At 47.5% G+C, this 18,564-nt stretch carries 12 protein-coding genes; 9 read left to right on the forward strand and 3 right to left on the reverse strand.

Going from position 1 to position 18,564, the window contains the following annotated elements; all coding sequences use genetic code 11:
- Positions 1-39 precede the first annotated feature (39 nt).
- Positions 40-6,255: a PAS domain S-box protein gene (locus tag PMG25_RS05990; RefSeq protein WP_283765993.1), complete on the reverse strand. Its 6,216-nt coding sequence runs from the start codon at positions 6,253-6,255 to the stop codon at positions 40-42.
- Between the two features lie 147 nt (positions 6,256-6,402).
- Positions 6,403-8,397, reverse strand: coding sequence for a CBS domain-containing protein (locus PMG25_RS05995; RefSeq protein WP_283765994.1), 1,995 nt, complete (start codon positions 8,395-8,397; stop codon positions 6,403-6,405).
- Between the two features lie 103 nt (positions 8,398-8,500).
- Here PMG25_RS05995 and PMG25_RS06000 point away from each other — a divergent pair, with 103 nt between their 5' ends.
- The 5 genes from PMG25_RS06000 (at position 8,501) to folE (ending at position 13,910) form a co-directional block, all read left to right on the forward strand.
- The gene (locus tag PMG25_RS06000; RefSeq protein WP_283765995.1) at positions 8,501-9,544 is read left to right on the forward strand and encodes a hypothetical protein; all 1,044 of its coding nucleotides are present in this window, start codon (positions 8,501-8,503) and stop codon (positions 9,542-9,544) included.
- A 275-nt stretch (positions 9,545-9,819) separates the two neighbouring features.
- Positions 9,820-10,515: an aldehyde oxygenase (deformylating) gene (locus PMG25_RS06005; protein ID WP_283765996.1), complete on the forward strand. Its 696-nt coding sequence runs from the start codon at positions 9,820-9,822 to the stop codon at positions 10,513-10,515.
- Between the two features lie 160 nt (positions 10,516-10,675).
- Positions 10,676-11,704, forward strand: coding sequence for a long-chain acyl-[acyl-carrier-protein] reductase (locus tag PMG25_RS06010; RefSeq protein ID WP_283765997.1), 1,029 nt, complete (start codon positions 10,676-10,678; stop codon positions 11,702-11,704).
- An 84-nt stretch (positions 11,705-11,788) separates the two neighbouring features.
- Positions 11,789-12,769, forward strand: coding sequence for an acetyl-CoA carboxylase carboxyltransferase subunit alpha (locus PMG25_RS06015; RefSeq protein ID WP_283765998.1), 981 nt, complete (start codon positions 11,789-11,791; stop codon positions 12,767-12,769).
- A 424-nt stretch (positions 12,770-13,193) separates the two neighbouring features.
- Entirely contained in the window at positions 13,194-13,910 is a 717-nt protein-coding gene (folE, locus tag PMG25_RS06020; RefSeq protein WP_347178752.1) for a GTP cyclohydrolase I FolE, read from the forward strand.
- A gap of 118 nt (positions 13,911-14,028) precedes the next feature.
- On the opposite strand, the gene PMG25_RS06025 is transcribed toward folE, so the two are convergent.
- The gene (locus PMG25_RS06025) at positions 14,029-14,646 is read right to left on the reverse strand and encodes a tetratricopeptide repeat protein (RefSeq protein ID WP_283765999.1); all 618 of its coding nucleotides are present in this window, start codon (positions 14,644-14,646) and stop codon (positions 14,029-14,031) included.
- A 238-nt stretch (positions 14,647-14,884) separates the two neighbouring features.
- On the opposite strand from PMG25_RS06025, the gene hpsJ-B reads away from it, so the two are divergent.
- The 4 genes from hpsJ-B (at position 14,885) to nusB (ending at position 18,362) form a co-directional block, all read left to right on the forward strand.
- Complete coding sequence (gene hpsJ-B / locus PMG25_RS06030; RefSeq protein WP_283766000.1) at positions 14,885-15,685, forward strand: hormogonium polysaccharide biosynthesis protein HpsJ; 801 nt, start codon at positions 14,885-14,887, stop codon at positions 15,683-15,685.
- Between the two features lie 116 nt (positions 15,686-15,801).
- Positions 15,802-16,719 (forward strand): glycosyltransferase family 2 protein, encoded by a 918-nt coding sequence (locus tag PMG25_RS06035; protein WP_283766001.1) that lies wholly within the window; start codon positions 15,802-15,804, stop codon positions 16,717-16,719.
- A gap of 217 nt (positions 16,720-16,936) precedes the next feature.
- Positions 16,937-17,701, forward strand: a complete 765-nt coding sequence (locus tag PMG25_RS06040) for a DUF502 domain-containing protein (protein WP_347178755.1) — start codon at positions 16,937-16,939, stop codon at positions 17,699-17,701.
- Between the two features lie 34 nt (positions 17,702-17,735).
- Entirely contained in the window at positions 17,736-18,362 is a 627-nt protein-coding gene (gene nusB / locus PMG25_RS06045; RefSeq protein ID WP_283766003.1) for a transcription antitermination factor NusB, read from the forward strand.
- Positions 18,363-18,564: the final 202 nt, after the last annotated feature.

The raw sequence follows: 18,564 nt of genomic DNA on the forward strand, positions 1-18,564 counted from the left end.
TTTCAGAACGGTCTTCACCCCGACGAATCGAGGGATGGACTAGAGCATTCTGCGTAGATCTTCAAATAAACGGTAAGCCTCATCCATCTCGAAGTCTTCGAGCTGATCTTCGAGCTGGGAAATTTTTGGTTCTAGGGGAGTATTAGCCGCTTCGTGTTTTAAATCATCTACTAAGGCGATCGCCTCAATCAAATCGGTCTCTAGTAGTTCTAGAATCTCACCAATCAAGCCCGCAATCCGTTCCCGGTTCCATTGTTTCTGCTCTTCTTGAGTCTCAGGTAACCCTTGAATGCCCTCTAGAACTTCCTCTAAGGCTTCGAGTAATTTGACTTTACCGAGCTGCAACTGTTCAATATTGAGGGTCTCTAATCCCAGCATCTGTTCCAAAGTCCGGGCCCATTGGTACACTTGTTCGGCTCCGATATTACCGGCTGCTCCTTTCAAACTGTGAACCTGTTCTAATGCTTGTAGCCAGTTTTGAGAGTCGATCGCGGCCTGGAAATGTAAATCAAAGTCCTGACATTGTTGATAAAATACCTTCAGTAATCCTTCGTAGGATTCCCAGTTGCCTCCAATACGGTCTAAACCGGCATCAACATTAATACCAGGTAGAGAGGGGGTAATGGGTTTCTGGTCTTCATTCTGATGCGACTCATCGCTGGCGCGGCTCACCTCTAGGGCTGGAGTATACATTCCTGGAGGAATCCAGCGCACGAGAGCTGAGTATAACTCGTCTGGATTCACGGGTTTAGCCACATGATCGTTCATGCCTGCGGCTAAACTTTTAGCCCGATCGCCATCCATAGCATGGGCAGTCATGGCAATAATGGGCACAGTCGCAAACCGCTCCGTTTCTAAATCTCCCTCCTCTGCCATTGCCCGAATCTTCCCCGTTGCCGTTAATCCATCGATCTCCGGCATCCGAATATCCATCAAAATCAGATCGAAAGCGTAGGATTTGACTCTCTCGATCGCCTCTTTACCATTTGTCGCCCAATCCACCTTCAGCCCCACACTCTGCAACAACTCCCGTGCAATCAAAGCATTCACCTCATTATCTTCGACCAACAAAATCTGAGCGCCTTGGATCTGTTGCAGTTCTTCCTCTAAAACAGAACCAGAAGGAGTGAGTCTATTGTCGTGCAGAGGGACGTTATAGCCCAAAATAATCATAATCGTCTCTAATAATTGAGAGCGATTAATTGGTTTAGTCACCAAATGATTCTCATCTAACCAAGGGGTCTCTCCTAGAAACCGTTCTTGAGAATGGGCGGTAACCATTAAAATGTGAGGGATAGCAGACCAATTGGCATCGGATTTAATCTCTCTTAAAGTTTCCACACCATCCATTCTGGGCATATAAGCATCAATTAAAACCAGGTCGAACGGCTTATCCATTGTCTCTTGTAAGGAAGCGATCGCCTCTTGGCCAGAACCCACGGCGATCGCTTGCAAGCCAAACGAATTTAAGATCTTAATGAGCATCTCCCTAGAAAAAGGATGATCGTCAACCACCAATACCCTGAAGCCTTCCCAATTAGGTAGCTCCAAAGATTGATAGTTCTCCCCTAAACCACACAAATACGGAAACTCCAATTCAAAAGAAAAAGTCGTCCCCTGATTCACCTGACTTTCGACCTGAATCATGCCCCCCATTAACGTCACCAGACGTTTGCAAATGGCTAATCCTAACCCAGTTCCCTGGTATTTGCGACTAATGGACGCATCCGCCTGGGTAAAGGCTTCAAATAAGGTATTGAGCTGATCTGGAGTTAACCCAATCCCCGTATCGTTGACTTCAAACTTAAGCTTAACCGACCGTTCCGTTAAGGCGGAGGTCTCAATAGCAATCATCACACAGCCTTGTTCCGTAAACTTAATCGCATTACTGGTCAGATTAATTAACACCTGGCTCAACCGCAGAGAATCTCCGATCGCATAACTGGGCACATCACTATCGACTTCAAACAACAAGTCGAGTCCTTTTTCTTTCGCCTTAAATGAAAACAGATTATACAAGTTGTCTAAAATTGATTCTAATTGAAAGGGAGCCTTTTCGAGTTGCATTTTCTCCGCTTCAATCTTAGAAAAGTCTAAAATATCGTTCAAAATTGCCAAGAGGGACTGGGCTGATTTTTCAATGTTTTTTAAGTAATCTTTCTGCTCTTCATTTAAGTCAGTTTTCAGGATCAAATGAGTCAGACCTAAAACCCCATTCATCGGGGTGCGGATCTCATGACTCATGAGCGCTAAAAACTCACTTTTAGCCCGATTTGCATATTCGGCAGCTTCCTTGGCTTCTTGTAATTCTTGTTCGACTAATTTGCGCTCCGTAATATCTACGGACATGCCAATCACCCGGATCGGTTCTCCGTTTGGATCTTGTACAACGGTGGCATTGACTTCAAACCACAGATAAACCGCATCGTCTGGATCTTCAGAAACGATCACTCGATGCTCAACTTGGAACGATCCCCCTTCGGCGATCGCCCTTTGATTGGCGCGATCGAGAATTTCAACATCATCAGGATGAACCCTAGCTAAAGACTCCTGATAAGAGAGTTGTACCGGCATATCTGATGTAACTGTTGAGGAAAAATAGATTTGATCGGTTCGCAGATCGTGTTGCCAGGCGATCGCCTTAGAAACCTCTAAAGCTAATAATAATTGAGTTTCTCGCTCTTGCAGGGCGAGTTGGGCTAATTTTCGAGCAGTGATATCAAAGCGAATGGTCAAATATTGAAAGGGTTTACCCTTCTCATTAATGAAGGGCACAATGGTACTAGAAACCCAATATAACTGGCCATCTTTAGAGCGATTACAAATTTCTCCAGTCCAAATGTTGCCGCCACTAATGGTAAGCCAAAGATCTTGGAAAAAGGCGGGTTCATGGTAGCCTGAGTTGACAACTCGATGGGTATAACCGATCAGTTCCTCCCGTGAGTAGCCGGAAACCCAACAAAAATGCTCATTAACGTAAGTAATAATTCCTCTTGAATTCGTAATGGCAACAATTGCGGATTGATCGAGAGCCTCCTTAAAACAAGATAACTCAGCAATCAGTTCCTGGCGTTCTAGCTCCCCTTGTTTGCGGGTGGTAATTTCTCGGAAAATTCCCTGAATTAAGGTTTCATCTTCAATGGTAATGACGGAAGCAGACACATCAACCGGCACAAGCTCGTCAGTTTCATCTTGGCACTCTATATCGAAGAGTTGATAGATGTCTTGATGGGCGATCGCCTCAAACGCCCTTATAATCTCTACTGATGCTTCTGGTGGGAACAAGTCACTCCAGTACATTTGGCACAGTTGCGCTCGACTGTAGCCGAATAATTCTTCTGCCTTGATATTAACTTCCTGAATTTTGCCCTGGCAATCTGTTAACACAATCGCATCCCCTGCTCCATCCATGAGCGCTCGATAGCGAGCTTCCCGATCCTGTAGAGCCGCCGTGCGCTCAATTACTTTATGTTCGAGTTGCTGATTGAGTTCTTCCAGGAGACGGCTGGCTTTTTGGCGTTCGAGTTCTGCCCCTGCACGAGCTGCAAACACCCGAAGGATTTTTTCTGCCCACTGGGGATTTTGCAAGGGTTGAGTGTCTAAAATACAAAGATTACCGATCGCCTCTCCTTGAGTATTATGTAAGGCAATTCCCAGATAGCTCTCGGCAGAGATTTGCGCTAAATACAGATCGTCGGGAAACTGCTGCTGAATGCACTCAACACAAGCATAAACTCCCTCTTCAAGACTTTGCTCGCAAGGCGTGTTTGCCAACTCACAACTAAAATTGGGTTGCCATCTCCCCTCACCCCAAAACGCTAAAGTAGAGAGTCTATCCTCAACCCTTTCCGTCACGATGGCATAAGAAACCTTGAGGGTTTGGCTAATATATTCAACCAAGGTCGGAAAAAAATCTGCTCCAGTGGTTGCTGCGGTTCCCATGACCAAATTATCTAGGGCAGCTTGGGTTTGTTTGCGCTCGGTAATATCTTGCATCAGCCCTAACACATGGTGGGTTCCTTCTTCACCCTGGAGTAAAGATGTGGAGATGGCGATCAGTCGTTTAGAACCATCCTTGCGTTCAATTTCCCATTCTTCAGCCATCAGGTTATTCCCGTCTCGCATCTGCTCCATGCGAGCGATCGCCTGCTCTTGGATTTTCGGGTCTGGATACAAACTCTGATACCAGCCTAAGCGATTAATTTCCTCTAGGGTATAGCCGGTAATCCTTTCCATTTGCTGATTCCAGACAGTGAACTGGACAAAAGGAAATCCTTCAATGTTATGACAGACACATAACCCTTCCGCCATTTGGTCTAAAATTTGCCCAGAAAAGCGATTTTCCTGTTCAATACGCAATTGGGCGGATTGGCGATCGCTAATATCCGTCACACTCCCCACATAACCCAGCACTTCCCCAGTATGATCGCGCTCGACCACCGATTGTCCATAGACCCAAATCACCCGACCATCCGTATGTTGCAGGCGGCACTCTAGGCCAAAAGAGGCATTGTTTTCAACCGCTTGTGTCCAAGCCTTCAGCAGTCTTGGCCGATCCTCTGGATAGATCGTGTCGATCCATTTGTCTCCCAGAGCTTCCTCTGGAGGGACTCCCGTCAGGGCAGACCATTGGCGATTCACATAAATACACTGACCTGCCCGATCCATGCGGAAAATAGCCACGGGAAGGGCTTCTGCTAAACTGGCGTAACGTTTCTCACTTTGGCGCAGACGATGTTGGGCCTCTTCTTTTTCTTTGAGTTGCTGTTGTAGGTTTTCGTGGGTGGTTGCCTGTTGAAGGGCAATCTCTAAATGTACGCCTAACCCTTGCAAGAGCTTGACTTCTGACGGTTTCCATAGACGCGGTTGCCCACTTTCGCTCACATTCAGCCAACCCCAGACTTGAGAGGTGCAATTGTTGCAATGTAAAGGGACTAGAATTTGCGATCGAATATCCAAGTCCCTCAACTGTTGGCGATAACCCTCGGAGAGGGGAGCGGTTTCAATGTTGGCGAGGTTCCAAATCCCGTCTTCAAAAGAGTCGCGATCGATCTCTGGGATACAGCAGCCGATGATCTCACCGAGGTGAGACAATTGGCCGGGATCGATGGATTCGGCAACGACCTGGACTTCTCCATGGGGTTGTTGCTGCCATATTTGCACCCGATCTGACCCCAGTAAGGGTCTGACCTGTTCCACGGTCGTTTGCAAAATGGGGTCTAAACTTAGGGAAGAGCGAATCTGAGCAGCAATATCCGCCATCAGTTTCTCTCGCTCTAATTCGGCATTGCGAGCTTCGAGTAAGGCTACCTTCTCCGTTTGCAGGTGTATGACTTGTTGTTCCAAACTTTCGGCTACTTTATATAGCTCTAGAGGGTTGAGCGATAATGCTTCGCATCGCTGTCGCGATCGCCATAAGTGGGTTTCTGAGATCATTCCACAGAGTTGGCCTTCAGTAGACGTAACCACCACACGGCTGATTAAGTGCTTCTCCATCAGTTGCACTGCTGCTAACAGGGAATCATCCGGTCGCAGGGTAAATACCGGATGACTCATCACATTCTCGGCGATCGTCCGTTCCCCGTTCACCCCCAAAGCATGAAATTGCACCAAATCACGCTCTGTAAGTATACCCACCGGAACCCCATTTTCGGCGATCGCCACACAATCGGCCGAATGCTCGGCCATCTTTTGGGAAATCTGCCATAGGGAATCCTGGGGACTCGCGCAAATCACCTCCTGTGTCATCACTTCTTGCACTAAACACAAGCGCAATATATCCATCGGCCCAAACCCTGGCCTCAGACTCTCATAAGTCACCAATCCCACCAGATTGTCTTCCGGGTCAACAATCGGTAGATGGCGAATTTGATGCACTTTGAGTCGGTTAATCCCGATTGATACATCCGTAAACTCTTCCTCCTGTAAAGTAATGACGGGATGGGTCATCACCTCTGAAACAGTGAGTTGGTCTAGGGGTTGTCCTTGAGCAAATAAGCGTACCAGATCTTGCTCTGTCAGAATACCGGTTACTTTTCTACTTTCTGTGACAATAACGCAACTAGAAAGGGATTTAATATAGAGATCCTCAGCCATCCTCTGGTGACTATCCGTTAAGTTGCAATTGATGCAAACGGTACTCATTTTGGCGATCGCCTCACTCACGGGAGCATCGGCTGATACAACCAAGGCATCTCTGAGGATAGCGTCGTGACACTCGCTCCGTTTCATCAAGATGGTAAAGTTCAAGAACATGGCTCAGTTTACAGCGCTTCACGCTGGTAATCGGTCATCGGTCATCGGTTAGCCGTTTTTCCCTTAAAAATTACCATAGCGTACAAATCAGCATGGAGGAGACGCGGGTGTCCAGTTCCATCCCATTGCCGTAGCATCTAACGGGTCTCAAATTTCTGCTACTCGATCTTCCCGGTCTTGATTGAGTTCTTCTAGGGCTAACTGGGCCTGTTTGAGATCGGTTTCCATATGTTTGCGATCGCTAATATCAGTGATGCTACTTACATAACCGATGACCTCTCCCTCATGGTTGCGCTCTACTGTCGATTGAGCATAAACCCAGCACATCTGGCCATCAGGCTGTTGCAAACGAAACTCTAATTCACAGCTAGAGTGATGTTCGAGAGCATGAACCCAGGTATTTCTCACCCGTTCCCGGTCGTCTGGATGTACGGCCTGCATCCATCCCTCTCCCATGGACTCTGCTTCCGAGAGTCCGGCCAATAGACACCAGCGCTGATTGACATACACACATTGACCGGCCTCATCCGTGCGAAATACCCCTACCGGCAGGCTCTGGGCTAGAGTAACGTATCGTTTCTGACTCTCGATCAGGAGGCTTTCAGCCTGTTGTCTTTCCCGCAGTTCTTGGACTAATTTTTGGTGGGTGCTTGCTTGGCGGATGGCGATCGCCAGTTGTACCCCAATTTCTTCTAATAGGGTCTGTTCTTCCTGACTCCAGTTGCGATAATGGTCGCATTGGTGGCTGATTAGAAATCCCCAGAGTTTTTCTTCTAGGGCGATAGGAATTACGAGATTGGACTTGATGTGATACTGGGCTAATCGGTCGAGATGGCAGGGGGTATAGCCAGCCCTGTCCACATTAGGGACAGCAATGGAGCGATCCTTAGTTAGGTTACTAAAACAAGAGTCGGCGATCGTATGGCCGAAGACGGAGGGCCATTGAGGATCGACGGATTCAGCAATGATGTGCCCTTGGCCCTTGCCTTGAAATTCACACACTACCACGCGATCGCACCCTAAAAGCCTCCTCACTTCCGAGACAGCCACCTCTAAAACCTCTTCTAGATCCAAGGACTTACGAATCCGGTTGGCAATATCGGCCACCACTTGCTCCCGCTCCCGTTGCGCTTCCAAAGCAGCCGTTCTCGCTTGCACTTGGGCTTCGAGTTCAGCGTTGCGCCTCTGCAACAGAGACAGTTTTTCTGCCTCTAGATGGTTAACTTTACCTTCTAAGACTTCCACCAATTTGTAGAGTTCTAAGGGATTTAGAGCCTGTAACAGGCTAGTTTGAGTCACAATTCCCAACAGTTCTCCATCCTCGCGTGTCACCACCACTCTCCGGATAAAATATTGCTCCATCATTTGCTGTACCCTCCAGAGAGAATCTTGGGGTTTAACCGCAAAAATGGGGCTGCTCATTAAGCTCTGAGCCATGTAGTCTTGCAGATGGGGATAGAAACTATGAAATTGAACCAAATCTCGCTCGGTAATCATGCCCACAGGAACATTGAGGGAACCGCTAGAAGTCTCACGAGATTCTACGATCGCCACAGAACTCACCCGGTGGTTGGCCATCAGTTGGGAAATCTGCAATAGAGAAGTCTGAGGAGCCGCACAAATTACCTGGGGACTCATCACTTCTTGGACTTCTCGCAGACGCAATAGATCGATAGGGCAAGAGATCTGGCGTAAGCTTTCATGGGTGATTAGACCTGCTAGGTGGTTTTGGGCATCGAGAATGGGGAGATGGCGAATCCGGTGCTGTTTGAGCAAGTTAATGGTAAAAAACAAGTCAGTCAACTCTTCTTCTTTGAGGGTGACAACAGAAGGACTCATCACCTGTTCAACGCGCAAATAGGAAAGGGGTTGCCCTTGGGCCAGTAAACGGACGACATCACGCTCAGTGAGGATACCGATCACTTTTTGGTTGTCGATGATAATGACACAACTGGAGAGGACTTCGAGGTGGAGTTGATTCCGTTGAGTGTCTTGAGTGCGAGTAGTGTGGCAACACAGATGGGCAGCACTCATTTTCGAGATCGCCTCTCGCACATTGGCATTAGGAGCGACCACCAAGGGATGTCTAACAATGGCGGATTTGAGTTCAGTCGGGGTTAGATCTGTGGCAGGATTTAACATTCACAGTTAGGAGCTATGTCTATATTCTTGATTATCAACGATCGAATAAAGCGTGTATGATAAAAACTCAGAAATCTTAAGAGCCACACCACCCAAGCCCGTTATGGATCAGTCCCCTGCCGACTTATTAGCCCTTTTGGGGGAACAACCCCAACTCGATTTTAATTTACCCGATCCTGATGATGAGGAGATTGCCGATCAGGAGTTTCAGGAGCGTCTAGATACGGCCTGGTTGGTTTGCGATCGCTTTGATTTGCAAACGGATATTTGGCGGGGTAGAATTTTGCGGGCGATCCGCGATCGCGAAAAAAAAGGCGGTGATGGTCGGGGTACGGGGTTTATTAATTGGTTAAAATCGAAGGAAATTACTAAAAGTCAAGCCTATTCTTTAATTCAATTGGCCAATAGCGCCGATACCTTAGTCGAAGAGGGACAATTAGACCCCGAATCGGTGAATAATTTTAGTAAACGGGCCTTTGTAGAAACGGCAAAAGCACCGGTAGAAGTGCAACAATTGGTCACCGATGCAGCCAGTCGGGGCGATCGCATTACCCGCCGAGAAGTGAAACAATTGGCCGATGAATGGACAGCCATGTCTTCCGATCTCTTGCCCAATGAAGTCAAGGAAAAAGCCGCCTCCGGAACCATGGCTTCTAAGCATTTGGCCCCCTTAGTCAAAGAATTGGGCAAACTCCCGGATACTCACCTACAGAGTATTCAACAAGAGGTAGCGGCTAACCCGGATGTGGAAACGGTTAAACAAATGACCTCAGAAGCCCGGAGTCTAGCCAAATATTTGGATGCAGCCGCCCAAGTGCAAATCCTGAGTCAATCCTCCGTAGATTTAGAGATGGCCCTAGATGAGAGCTTGCGGTTAGGGTGTTTAAGTACGGCCTCGGAACTGCTCAAACAAGCCACCCAACTCGAACAAACGGTAGCCAAATTATATTTAACCTGGCGAAGGTTGGGGAATCTAGCCGATCGCCTGTTTGTAGACACAGGAGCGAGTACCCCCCATCTAAGATCCATGCTTAATCAACTCGGCCCCCTCACCAGTGAAATTCTAGAGGTTCCCCTACAAGATCGGCTCCCCGATGAAGAAGGCGATCGCTCCAGCATCCGCCTACAATGGCTCTCAGATTCCTAAATCTAACTCTCCAGACCGATGAATAGAGGATAACTTTACGCTATCATCAGATAAATCAATGAAATAGCACTCATTCATGCAAATTATCCTAGGGTCAGGGGATCGAGACCGAGATGAGCGATCGACTCTTGAGCGGTCTTTCCCAGAATGAGATGAAAACCGGCAAGGGTTAAGTTACACTTAAACCTACTAATCGTCATCAGTCCTCCCATCGGCAAAAACGGTTTGCCATCAAATCAGGATTACCATCATACACATTAGGAGATTAATCACCTATGCAGCAGCTTGCAGTTAGCACTGAACTCGACTATCAAAGTGAAACTTACAAAGATGCCTATAGCCGGATCAATGCGATCGTCATTGAAGGGGAACAGGAAGCCTATGACAATTACATTAACTTGGCTAGTCTGCTGCCCAATGACAAAGAAGAATTAACCAAGCTGGCGAAAATGGAAAAACGCCACATGAAAGGCTTCCAGGCTTGCGGCAACAACTTAAGCGTCACCCCCGATATGGCGTTTGCCAAAGAATACTTTAATCAACTGCACCAAAACTTTCAGGATGCTCTAGCCGAAGGCAAAGTGGTTACCTGTCTGCTGATCCAATCCTTGATTATTGAGTGCTTTGCGATCGCCGCCTACAATATCTATATTCCCGTGGCTGACCCCTTCGCTCGCAAAATCACCGAAGGAGTCGTCAAAGACGAATATACCCATCTCAACTTCGGAGAAGAATGGCTCAAAGCCAACTTTGAAGACTCTAAAGCCGAACTGCAAGAAGCCAACCGGCAAAACTTGCCCATCGTCTGGAAAATGCTCAATCAAGTGGAAAAGGATGCCAAAATCCTAGCCATGGAAAAAGAATCCCTGATTGAAGACTTCATGATTGCCTATGGTGAAGCCCTCGGCAACATTGGATTTAAAACCGGGGAGATCATGCGGATGTCTGCCTATGGTCTGCGACCCTGTTAACCTGGGTTGAGACAGTTTTCCATTGATTTATTGCTTTCCCAGATTCGCGGACAGAGACCGGTCGGACTTAGCTCTCCGATCGGTCTTTTGCGCTGTCGATTTCCTATTTCGTTCCATTCTCCTTTACTCTAAATAGCAGACGGCTTAACTTAGTACATCCATGTTTGGTCTGATCGGTCACCTTACTAGCTTAGAACATGCCCAATCCGTTGCCAGGGATTTGGGATATCCAGAATATGCAGATCAGGGGTTAGATTTCTGGTGTTCTGCCCCCCCGCAAATTGTGGACAACATAAAAGTCACCAGTGCTACCGGACAAGTAATTGAAGGTAAGTATATCGAATCGTGTTTTCTACCTGAAATGCTTGCCAATCGGCGGATTAAAGCGGCAATCCGCAAAATTCTCAATGCCATGGCCCATGCCCAGAAAAATGAAATTGATACCACCGCCTTGGGGGGATTTTCCTCAATTATCTTTGAAGAATTTAATCTTCATGACAACCCACGGGTGCGAAATGTAGAATTAGATTTTCAAAAGTTTACGACCGGTAATACCCATACCGCTTATATTATTTGCCAACAGGTGGAGCAAGTAACGGCTCAGTTGGGGATCGATCTATCCCAAGCAACGATCGCCGTTTGTGGAGCAACCGGCGATATCGGGAGTGCCGTCTGTCGATGGCTGAACCAGAAAACAGATGTGGCAGATTTGCTATTAGTCGCTCGCAATCAAGAACGGCTGAGAACCCTGCAATCGGAACTCGGACGAGGCAAGATCTTGGCCCTAGAAGAGGCTCTACCCCTAGCCGATGTGGTGGTTTGGGTGGCGAGTATGCCCAAAGGGGTAGAAATTGACCCTTCAACGTTGAAAGATCCCTGTTTGATGATTGATGGGGGATATCCAAAAAATTTGGGCACGAAACTGCAAGATACCGGAGTGTATGTGGTCAATGGCGGCATTGTGGAACATTCCCTGGATATTGAATGGCAAATTATGCAGATTGTGCAAATGGACGTACCTCAACGTCAATTATTTGCTTGTTTTGCCGAAGCCATGCTTCTGGAATTTGAACAGTGGTATGAGAGTTTTTCTTGGGGACGTAATCAAATTACCGTGGAAAAAATGGAGAAAATAGGCAAATCTTCCTTAAAACATGGATTTCGCCCCCTGTTATTGTCCAAAATGTAAGGCAAAAATCTGCCTGTAGATGACCCGAATCCGATAAAATTGGAAACGGGTGGATCAATAAACTGTTATTTTCCTTTAGTGAATGTGAGTACCTCTGAACGTAAACCCCTACTGCTCGATTTTGAAAAGCCACTGTTTGAGCTAGAAAACCGAATTAAACAAATTCGGGAATTGGCCCAGGAAAACGGTGTCGATGTCTCGGATCAAATTCATCAGTTGGAAGGACGAGCGATTGAACTGCGAGAGGAGATTTTTACCAATTTGTCTCCCGGCCAACGATTGCAATTGGCTCGCCATCCCCGTCGTCCCTCGACGTTGGACTATATCCAATCTATCAGTCAGGAGTGGATTGAGTTGCATGGCGATCGCTGTGGCGGTGACGATCCGGCCCTGGTGGCCGGTATTGGCCGCATTGAAGGGCGATCGGTGGTGATGCTCGGCCATCAAAAGGGCCGGGACACCAAAGATAATGTGGCCCGTAATTTTGGCATGGCTTCACCCGGAGGCTATCGCAAGGCCATGCGATTGATGAATCATGCCAATCGCTTTGGGATGCCCATCCTAACATTTATTGATACTCCAGGGGCTTGGGCAGGGTTGCAAGCAGAAGAACTAGGACAGGGAGAGGCGATCGCCTATAATTTGCGGGAAATGTTCCGCCTCGATGTCCCCATTATTTGCACCGTCATTGGTGAAGGCGGATCGGGAGGAGCATTAGGCATCGGTGTGGGCGATCGCCTGCTGATGTTTGAACATGCGGTCTATACCGTCGCTACCCCAGAAGCCTGTGCTGCCATTCTCTGGAAAGATGCTAAAAAATCTCCCCAAGCAGCAGAAGCCCTCAAAATTACGGCCGAAGACTTAAAACAATTGGGGATTTTAGATGACCTATTACCTGAACCCCTAGGTGGCGCTCATGGCGACCCCCTAAAAGCCTCTCATATCCTCAAAACCTCTATCCTCCGTCACCTGTCTGAACTCGATACCCTATCCCCTAAACAACGTCGAGACCAGCGCTATCAGAAGTTTAGACAGATTGGAGTCTTTTTGGAAGCCAGCGCCTAGGCTCTGGGCTTGTGTTAACCGGGGCGATCGGAGTTATAATGACCTCTAGTAACAATTGTTTACATTTCCCTCATTACCGATTTGAGTTTTGCTTATCGAAGAAGTTTAGATGACAACGGCTTAACCTCCCTGGCGTGGGCTGTCCCAACTTCTCCGGCTTTATTTCAATTTCTCCAAAGCGTAGCCCCAGTATCGGGCTACAAAGCATCTCTGGTGATGTCAACCCTAGATTCTTTAGATCCCCATAACTGCAAAACGATCTCAAACCCCATTGCTTCCTCCCTCAGCAGCGATCGAGGCATGGAACAATACCCCCGCCAGACACTTGACGACAAGTTGCTCTGGCTCCATCTGAATCCAGGCAAAGTGACCCTTTGTCTGTCTTAGCTCACCCACCTGAAATGAAAAGAGAGTTTTCTATCTTATGACTATTGCTTCCTCTAATGGTTCTCCTTCCATGAGTTCTTCTTCGGATCAGAAGACCAAGGAAAATCAACCGTTGTCGAGTCGGCCGGATCGTGCTACGACCCATGGTATGGAGTCTAGAATTTCCCATCCTCCCTCTGAGGTCAGCAATGAAGCCTTAACCGATGCCGTGCAGACCATGTTAGCAGAACTCGGCGAAGATCCAGAACGCGAAGGACTGCTCAAAACCCCCAAACGAGTGGCAGAAGCCATGCGCTTCCTCACCAATGGCTATCATCAATCCTTGGAAGAGCTGGTTAATGGAGCCATTTTTGATGAAGGCCATGATGAAATGGTACTCGTGCGCGATATTAACCTGTTTAGTTTGTGCGAACACCATATGCTGCCGTTTATGGGTAAGGCCCATGTGGCCTATATTCCCAATCAAAAGGTAGTAGGTTTAAGTAAATTAGCGCGGATTGTGGAAATGTATTCCCGTCGCTTGCAAGTGCAAGAACGCCTAACTCGGCAAGTAGCCGAAGCCATCCAAGAAATCCTTGACCCTCAAGGAGTCGCGGTGGTGGTCGAAGCCAATCATATGTGTATGGTGATGCGCGGCGTGCAAAAACCCGGCTCTTGGACAGTCACTAGCTCCATGGTGGGTGTGTTTAAGGAAGACCAAAAAGTGCGTGAAGAGTTTTTAAACTTGATTCGTCATCAACCGAGTTTCTTCTAATATCAAGCCTGGTTTCCGCAAGCGGACATCAAAATGGGATTCAAGAAGCGGGCAAGATGCCCGCACTCCTGAAATCGGTTGATATTACTAGAATGGGAGCGTCTCGCTCCCTAGATGGTTAATTGGATGGGGGTTCGAGTTTCTGGCGCAAATCGGATAAAACCCGATCGATTAACTCAACCACCTCGGTCTGGCCTAAGTTAATATAGCGCTCCTGGGCAGCTTCTAGGGACGTAATCGCCTCTTCCCATTTCTCTTGTTTGATATAGGCGACGGCTGAATTATGGTAAGACATGGGAGCATCAGGATTGAGGGCGATCGCCTCCTGAAACGCGGCGATCGCCTGATCGTATTTCTCCTGACTCCCTAGGGCAATACCCAAATTATTATAGGTCTCCCAATTCTGGGGATTAATCTCTAGGGCCTGTTGAAAGGCATTCACCGCTTCCTCAAATCGGCGATCGTGGCCCAGAGCAATACCCAGATTAGAATAAATTTTCTCTGAATCAGGATAAATTTCTACCGCCTGTTGAAAGGCTTCTACCGCTTCAGCATAGTCCCCCAATTTCATCAACTCAATCCCTTGCTGATTATACTTTTGAGCCTCCTGAAGATCCTCATTGCTCGTCTCCTCTTGAGCCATCCATAGGAGAACATCTGTCCGAGCGAGGGCCGGTTGTGCCCAAAAACCGAGTCCTAAAGTAACCAGAGCGATCGCACAATAGACGTTTGTCAAAATTGGAGTGAAACTAGAAAACATGAGACACCTGAAGCCATATGAGGATAATGCATACACTATACAGTCGCTTAAACTGTAATATAACCAGCACCCTAACCTAGAGGCTAGGACAACCTCACGTTTGCCAGTTCATTGGTTTTCGATGTTATCCTGGTTCTGGTCATCTTAGTCCAAGGACTTCAGGGCATTTTCAAGGGTCTCTTAATATTCCGATCGCAAAACGTAACCATTTGATATGAAAGCAAGTAGCAACCCTATCTCTCCCTTAGCCTCCCGGTCACTGCAACTGGTAGGCTTAGTGATGATTGTCTCGTTTATTATTGATATTCTCATTATTGCCATTCCTCCTGACCTGCTCAGTCCCCAATGGAGACTGAGTTTTACCAGTCAGTTCATTGACCGAGGTGTAATTCCTTTAGTGGGAGTTGCCCTCCTGTTAGGAGGAGTTTGGATCAAAGAGTCCGAGGGAACCAGCAGCTCTAAACAAGGGATGTTAAGATCGGCAGCAGTATTGGTCTCCCTGGTCTTAGGGCTGGTCTATCTCTTAGTGGTTCCCCTCCACAGTATCGATACGGTGCGAAGTCGTAACCGCGCCCTCAGAAGTCTAGATGCTCAAGCCCAACAAGCGGAAGAACAATTGCAAGCGCAATTGGACAACCCGCAATTTCAAGCGGGTTTAGATCAGCGTCGCGAACAGTTTAGAACCCAGATTAATACCTTAATTAGCAATGAGGAGCAGTTTCAACAAGCTCTAGAGGAAGCACCAGAGGAACAAGCTCAGTTACTCCAACAGTTCAGGGATAATCCCGGTGCGATCGATAACTTCATCGATCAACAGGTTGATGCTCTACCCCAACGGGCTAGAAGTCAAATTGAGCAAGAAAAAACCCAACGGGAAGAAAGGGCCCAAGTCACTACGCTCAAATCTATGTCTCAATCGATGAATGGGGCCCTATTGGCCGTTGGCTATTTGGGAATTGGTTTGGCTGGTGTGCAACTCGGAGGCGGTGGCAAACGGAAGAAACGCCGTCGATAAGACCCTGAGAGAAAAACCGATCGCCCACACCTAGAAACCGATAGGGATCGGCGATCGGTTTTTTGCTCTCCATTGATGCTCCATGACCCTGAAGTATTCGCTCTGATTGACTGAAAATGTTCTCCATTTATATCCTCACCTATAACGAAGAACTCGATATTGGCCCCTGTATTGAATCGGCCCTATTATCCGATGATGTGATTGTTGTAGACTCGATAAGTAGCGATCGCACCGTCGAAGTAGCCCAACGTTATCCCGTCCGCGTCGTTGAGCATAAATTTGAAAGTCACGGCCGTCAACGCACCTGGATGCTCAAAGAAGTCCCCGCTAAACATCCTTGGATTTACATCCTCGAAGCTGATGAGCGCATGACTCCTGAGCTATTTAACGAGTGTTTAGAGACGATTAAATCAGCCGACAAAGTAGGCTATTATGTGGCCGAGAGAGTGATTTTCATGAATCGTTGGATTCGTCACAGTACCCAGTATCCTCGGTATCAATTACGCCTTCTGCGCCCCGATCGCGTTTGGTTTTCTGATTATGGTCACACCGAACGAGAAGTCTGTGATGGCCCCACCGGATTTCTCAAAGAAACCTATCCCCACTATACCTGTAGTAAAGGTCTGAGTCGCTGGATCGAAAAGCATAACCGCTATTCCACCGATGAAGCAGCCGAAACTATCCGTCAACTGGAAAAGGGAAACGTCAATTGGGCTGATTTAGTGTTTGGGAAAACTGAAGTCGCCAGACGACGAGCGCTCAAAGATTTGTCCTTGCGCCTGCCCTTTCGACCGATTGTAAGATTCTTCTATATGTATTTTATTTTGGGCGGATGTTGGGACGGTTCCCCTGGTTTAGCTTGGTGTACCCTACAGGCCTTTTATGAGTATCTAATTTTATTGAAAACCTGGGAAATGCAGTATTTACCAGTTCCTGACTTAGATCTACACAGTCTAAAGCCACAGGAAGATTCTGCCCAGAATGCTCAAGAGGCAGTTCCCCTAGAACCCAAAGAAGTCAAAGTCAGTGAATAATTCTTCCTTGCTTCCCTAGACTTCCCTTCGTGTAGATAGCCATCAATTCGTCGGCGGTTCCACAGATCGCCGGCAAAGTGTTTTAAAATAGCCAATAGTGGGGATCATCTTGATGGGGAGTCAAGATTCGGGAGTCGGGCTAGAAAGCGGGTTACTCCCTATTCCCTGTTCCCTATTCCCTGTTCCCTATTCCCTGTTCCCTGAGTACAGAATCTTTGTGTTCCAACGCTTGAAGCAAGATTTAAAGAATGATTTGATTGCTGGGTTGCTGGTGGTGATCCCCTTGGCAACCACAATCTGGCTCACCATTACGATCGCCAGTTGGGTGGTTAATGTCCTCACTCGGATTCCCAAACAGGTCAACCCGTTTGATGGACTGCATCCGATTTTGGTCTATTTTCTCAATTTGGTGGTGGGATTAGCCGTTCCCTTACTTAGTATCCTTGTGATTGGTCTGATGGCTCGGAATATTGCCGGCCGCTGGTTGCTGGATGTGGGGGAGCGTATTGTGCAGGCCATTCCCTTGGCCGGTTCCGTTTATAAGACCTTAAAGCAATTGCTGGAAACCTTGCTGAAAGATTCTAAAGATAAGTTTCGGCGAGTGGTATTAGTGGAATATCCCCGTGAGGGTCTATGGTCGATGGGGTTTGTGACTGGGCCCCTAAGTCCAGAGTTACGTTCCAAGTTTCCAGAGCCAATGATTAATGTGTTTATCCCCACAACACCCAATCCAACAACGGGATGGTATGCGATCGTGCCAGAGAAGGATGTAATTAATTTAGCGATTTCCATTGAGGATGCCTTTAAGGTGGTGGTTTCGGCAGGCATTGTTAACCCCACGGTGGGATTACTCGCTCCTGCGAAGGGCCAATCAGGATATACACTAGAGGATCGGAAGAATTCGACCGTGACTGAGAATCCGGCGGAAAAACTAGGCCTGGCCGTTTCTTTGAGTCTGGAGGAATCTTCTGAAGTTGAGTAGTGTTAGAGGGCCAATCTTCGGCTTTTAATGGATTATGCAACCGCGCCAAATTGCTCGTGAACTTGCTTTGCTCAGTCTTTCCCAGTTTTCTAATTATCGGGGAAAAGAGGCTCCAGCACTGGAGAAAATGATGTTAGCTGCGGTAAAGATGTTGCAAACGGAGGCTTCAGAATCCTTGGAGGTGGCAGCCGCTCAGTTGCAGCGAGGCAGCGATCGCCTGTTGGAGAGTGAAACCGTAGCGCCTAATATTGCCAGTTCTAGGGCCATGGTGAAAGAATCCATTGAACTGACTCAAACGGCGATTAATCGTTTGGGAAGTGCCATGGAGTTTCCAGAAATTCTCCATCAATGTCGCGATCAAAAATCAGTTCAAGATTATGCCCTAGAATTGCTCAGTCGGGTGAGTCAAAACCGTCAGGAGTTGGATTCCCTGCTCTCTAAGGCGATGGTGAATTGGCAGCTAGAGCGCATTGCGCGTATCGATCAAGATATTCTCAGAATTGCCGTGGCCGAAATTTTGTACGTTAATCTCAATGAACGGATTGCCATTAATGAGGCAGTGGAATTAGCAAAACGCTACAGTGGCGAACAGGAATATCGGTTCATTAATGGGGTATTGCGTCGGGTGGTGACCCTGCTCAAGGAAGAGAAGTCCAATTAAACCCCTATAATTACCAATCCTTGTAGTGCCGTGACACAGCTAAAAATGTGCATTAGCGTAGGGTGGGTTAGGCGGCTAAAACCTAGACTGTGATAGCAATCTATCAATCCGCCGTAACCCACCATTTTAGGGTTGTCACGGCAGTAGTGGACCGGCAAGCTTAATTTTGTGGGCAACGCGATCGCTGTAATTTATTCCATTA

The sequence above is a fragment of the Roseofilum capinflatum BLCC-M114 genome (genome assembly GCF_030068505.1).
Lineage (GTDB): Bacteria > Cyanobacteriota > Cyanobacteriia > Cyanobacteriales > Desertifilaceae > Roseofilum > Roseofilum capinflatum.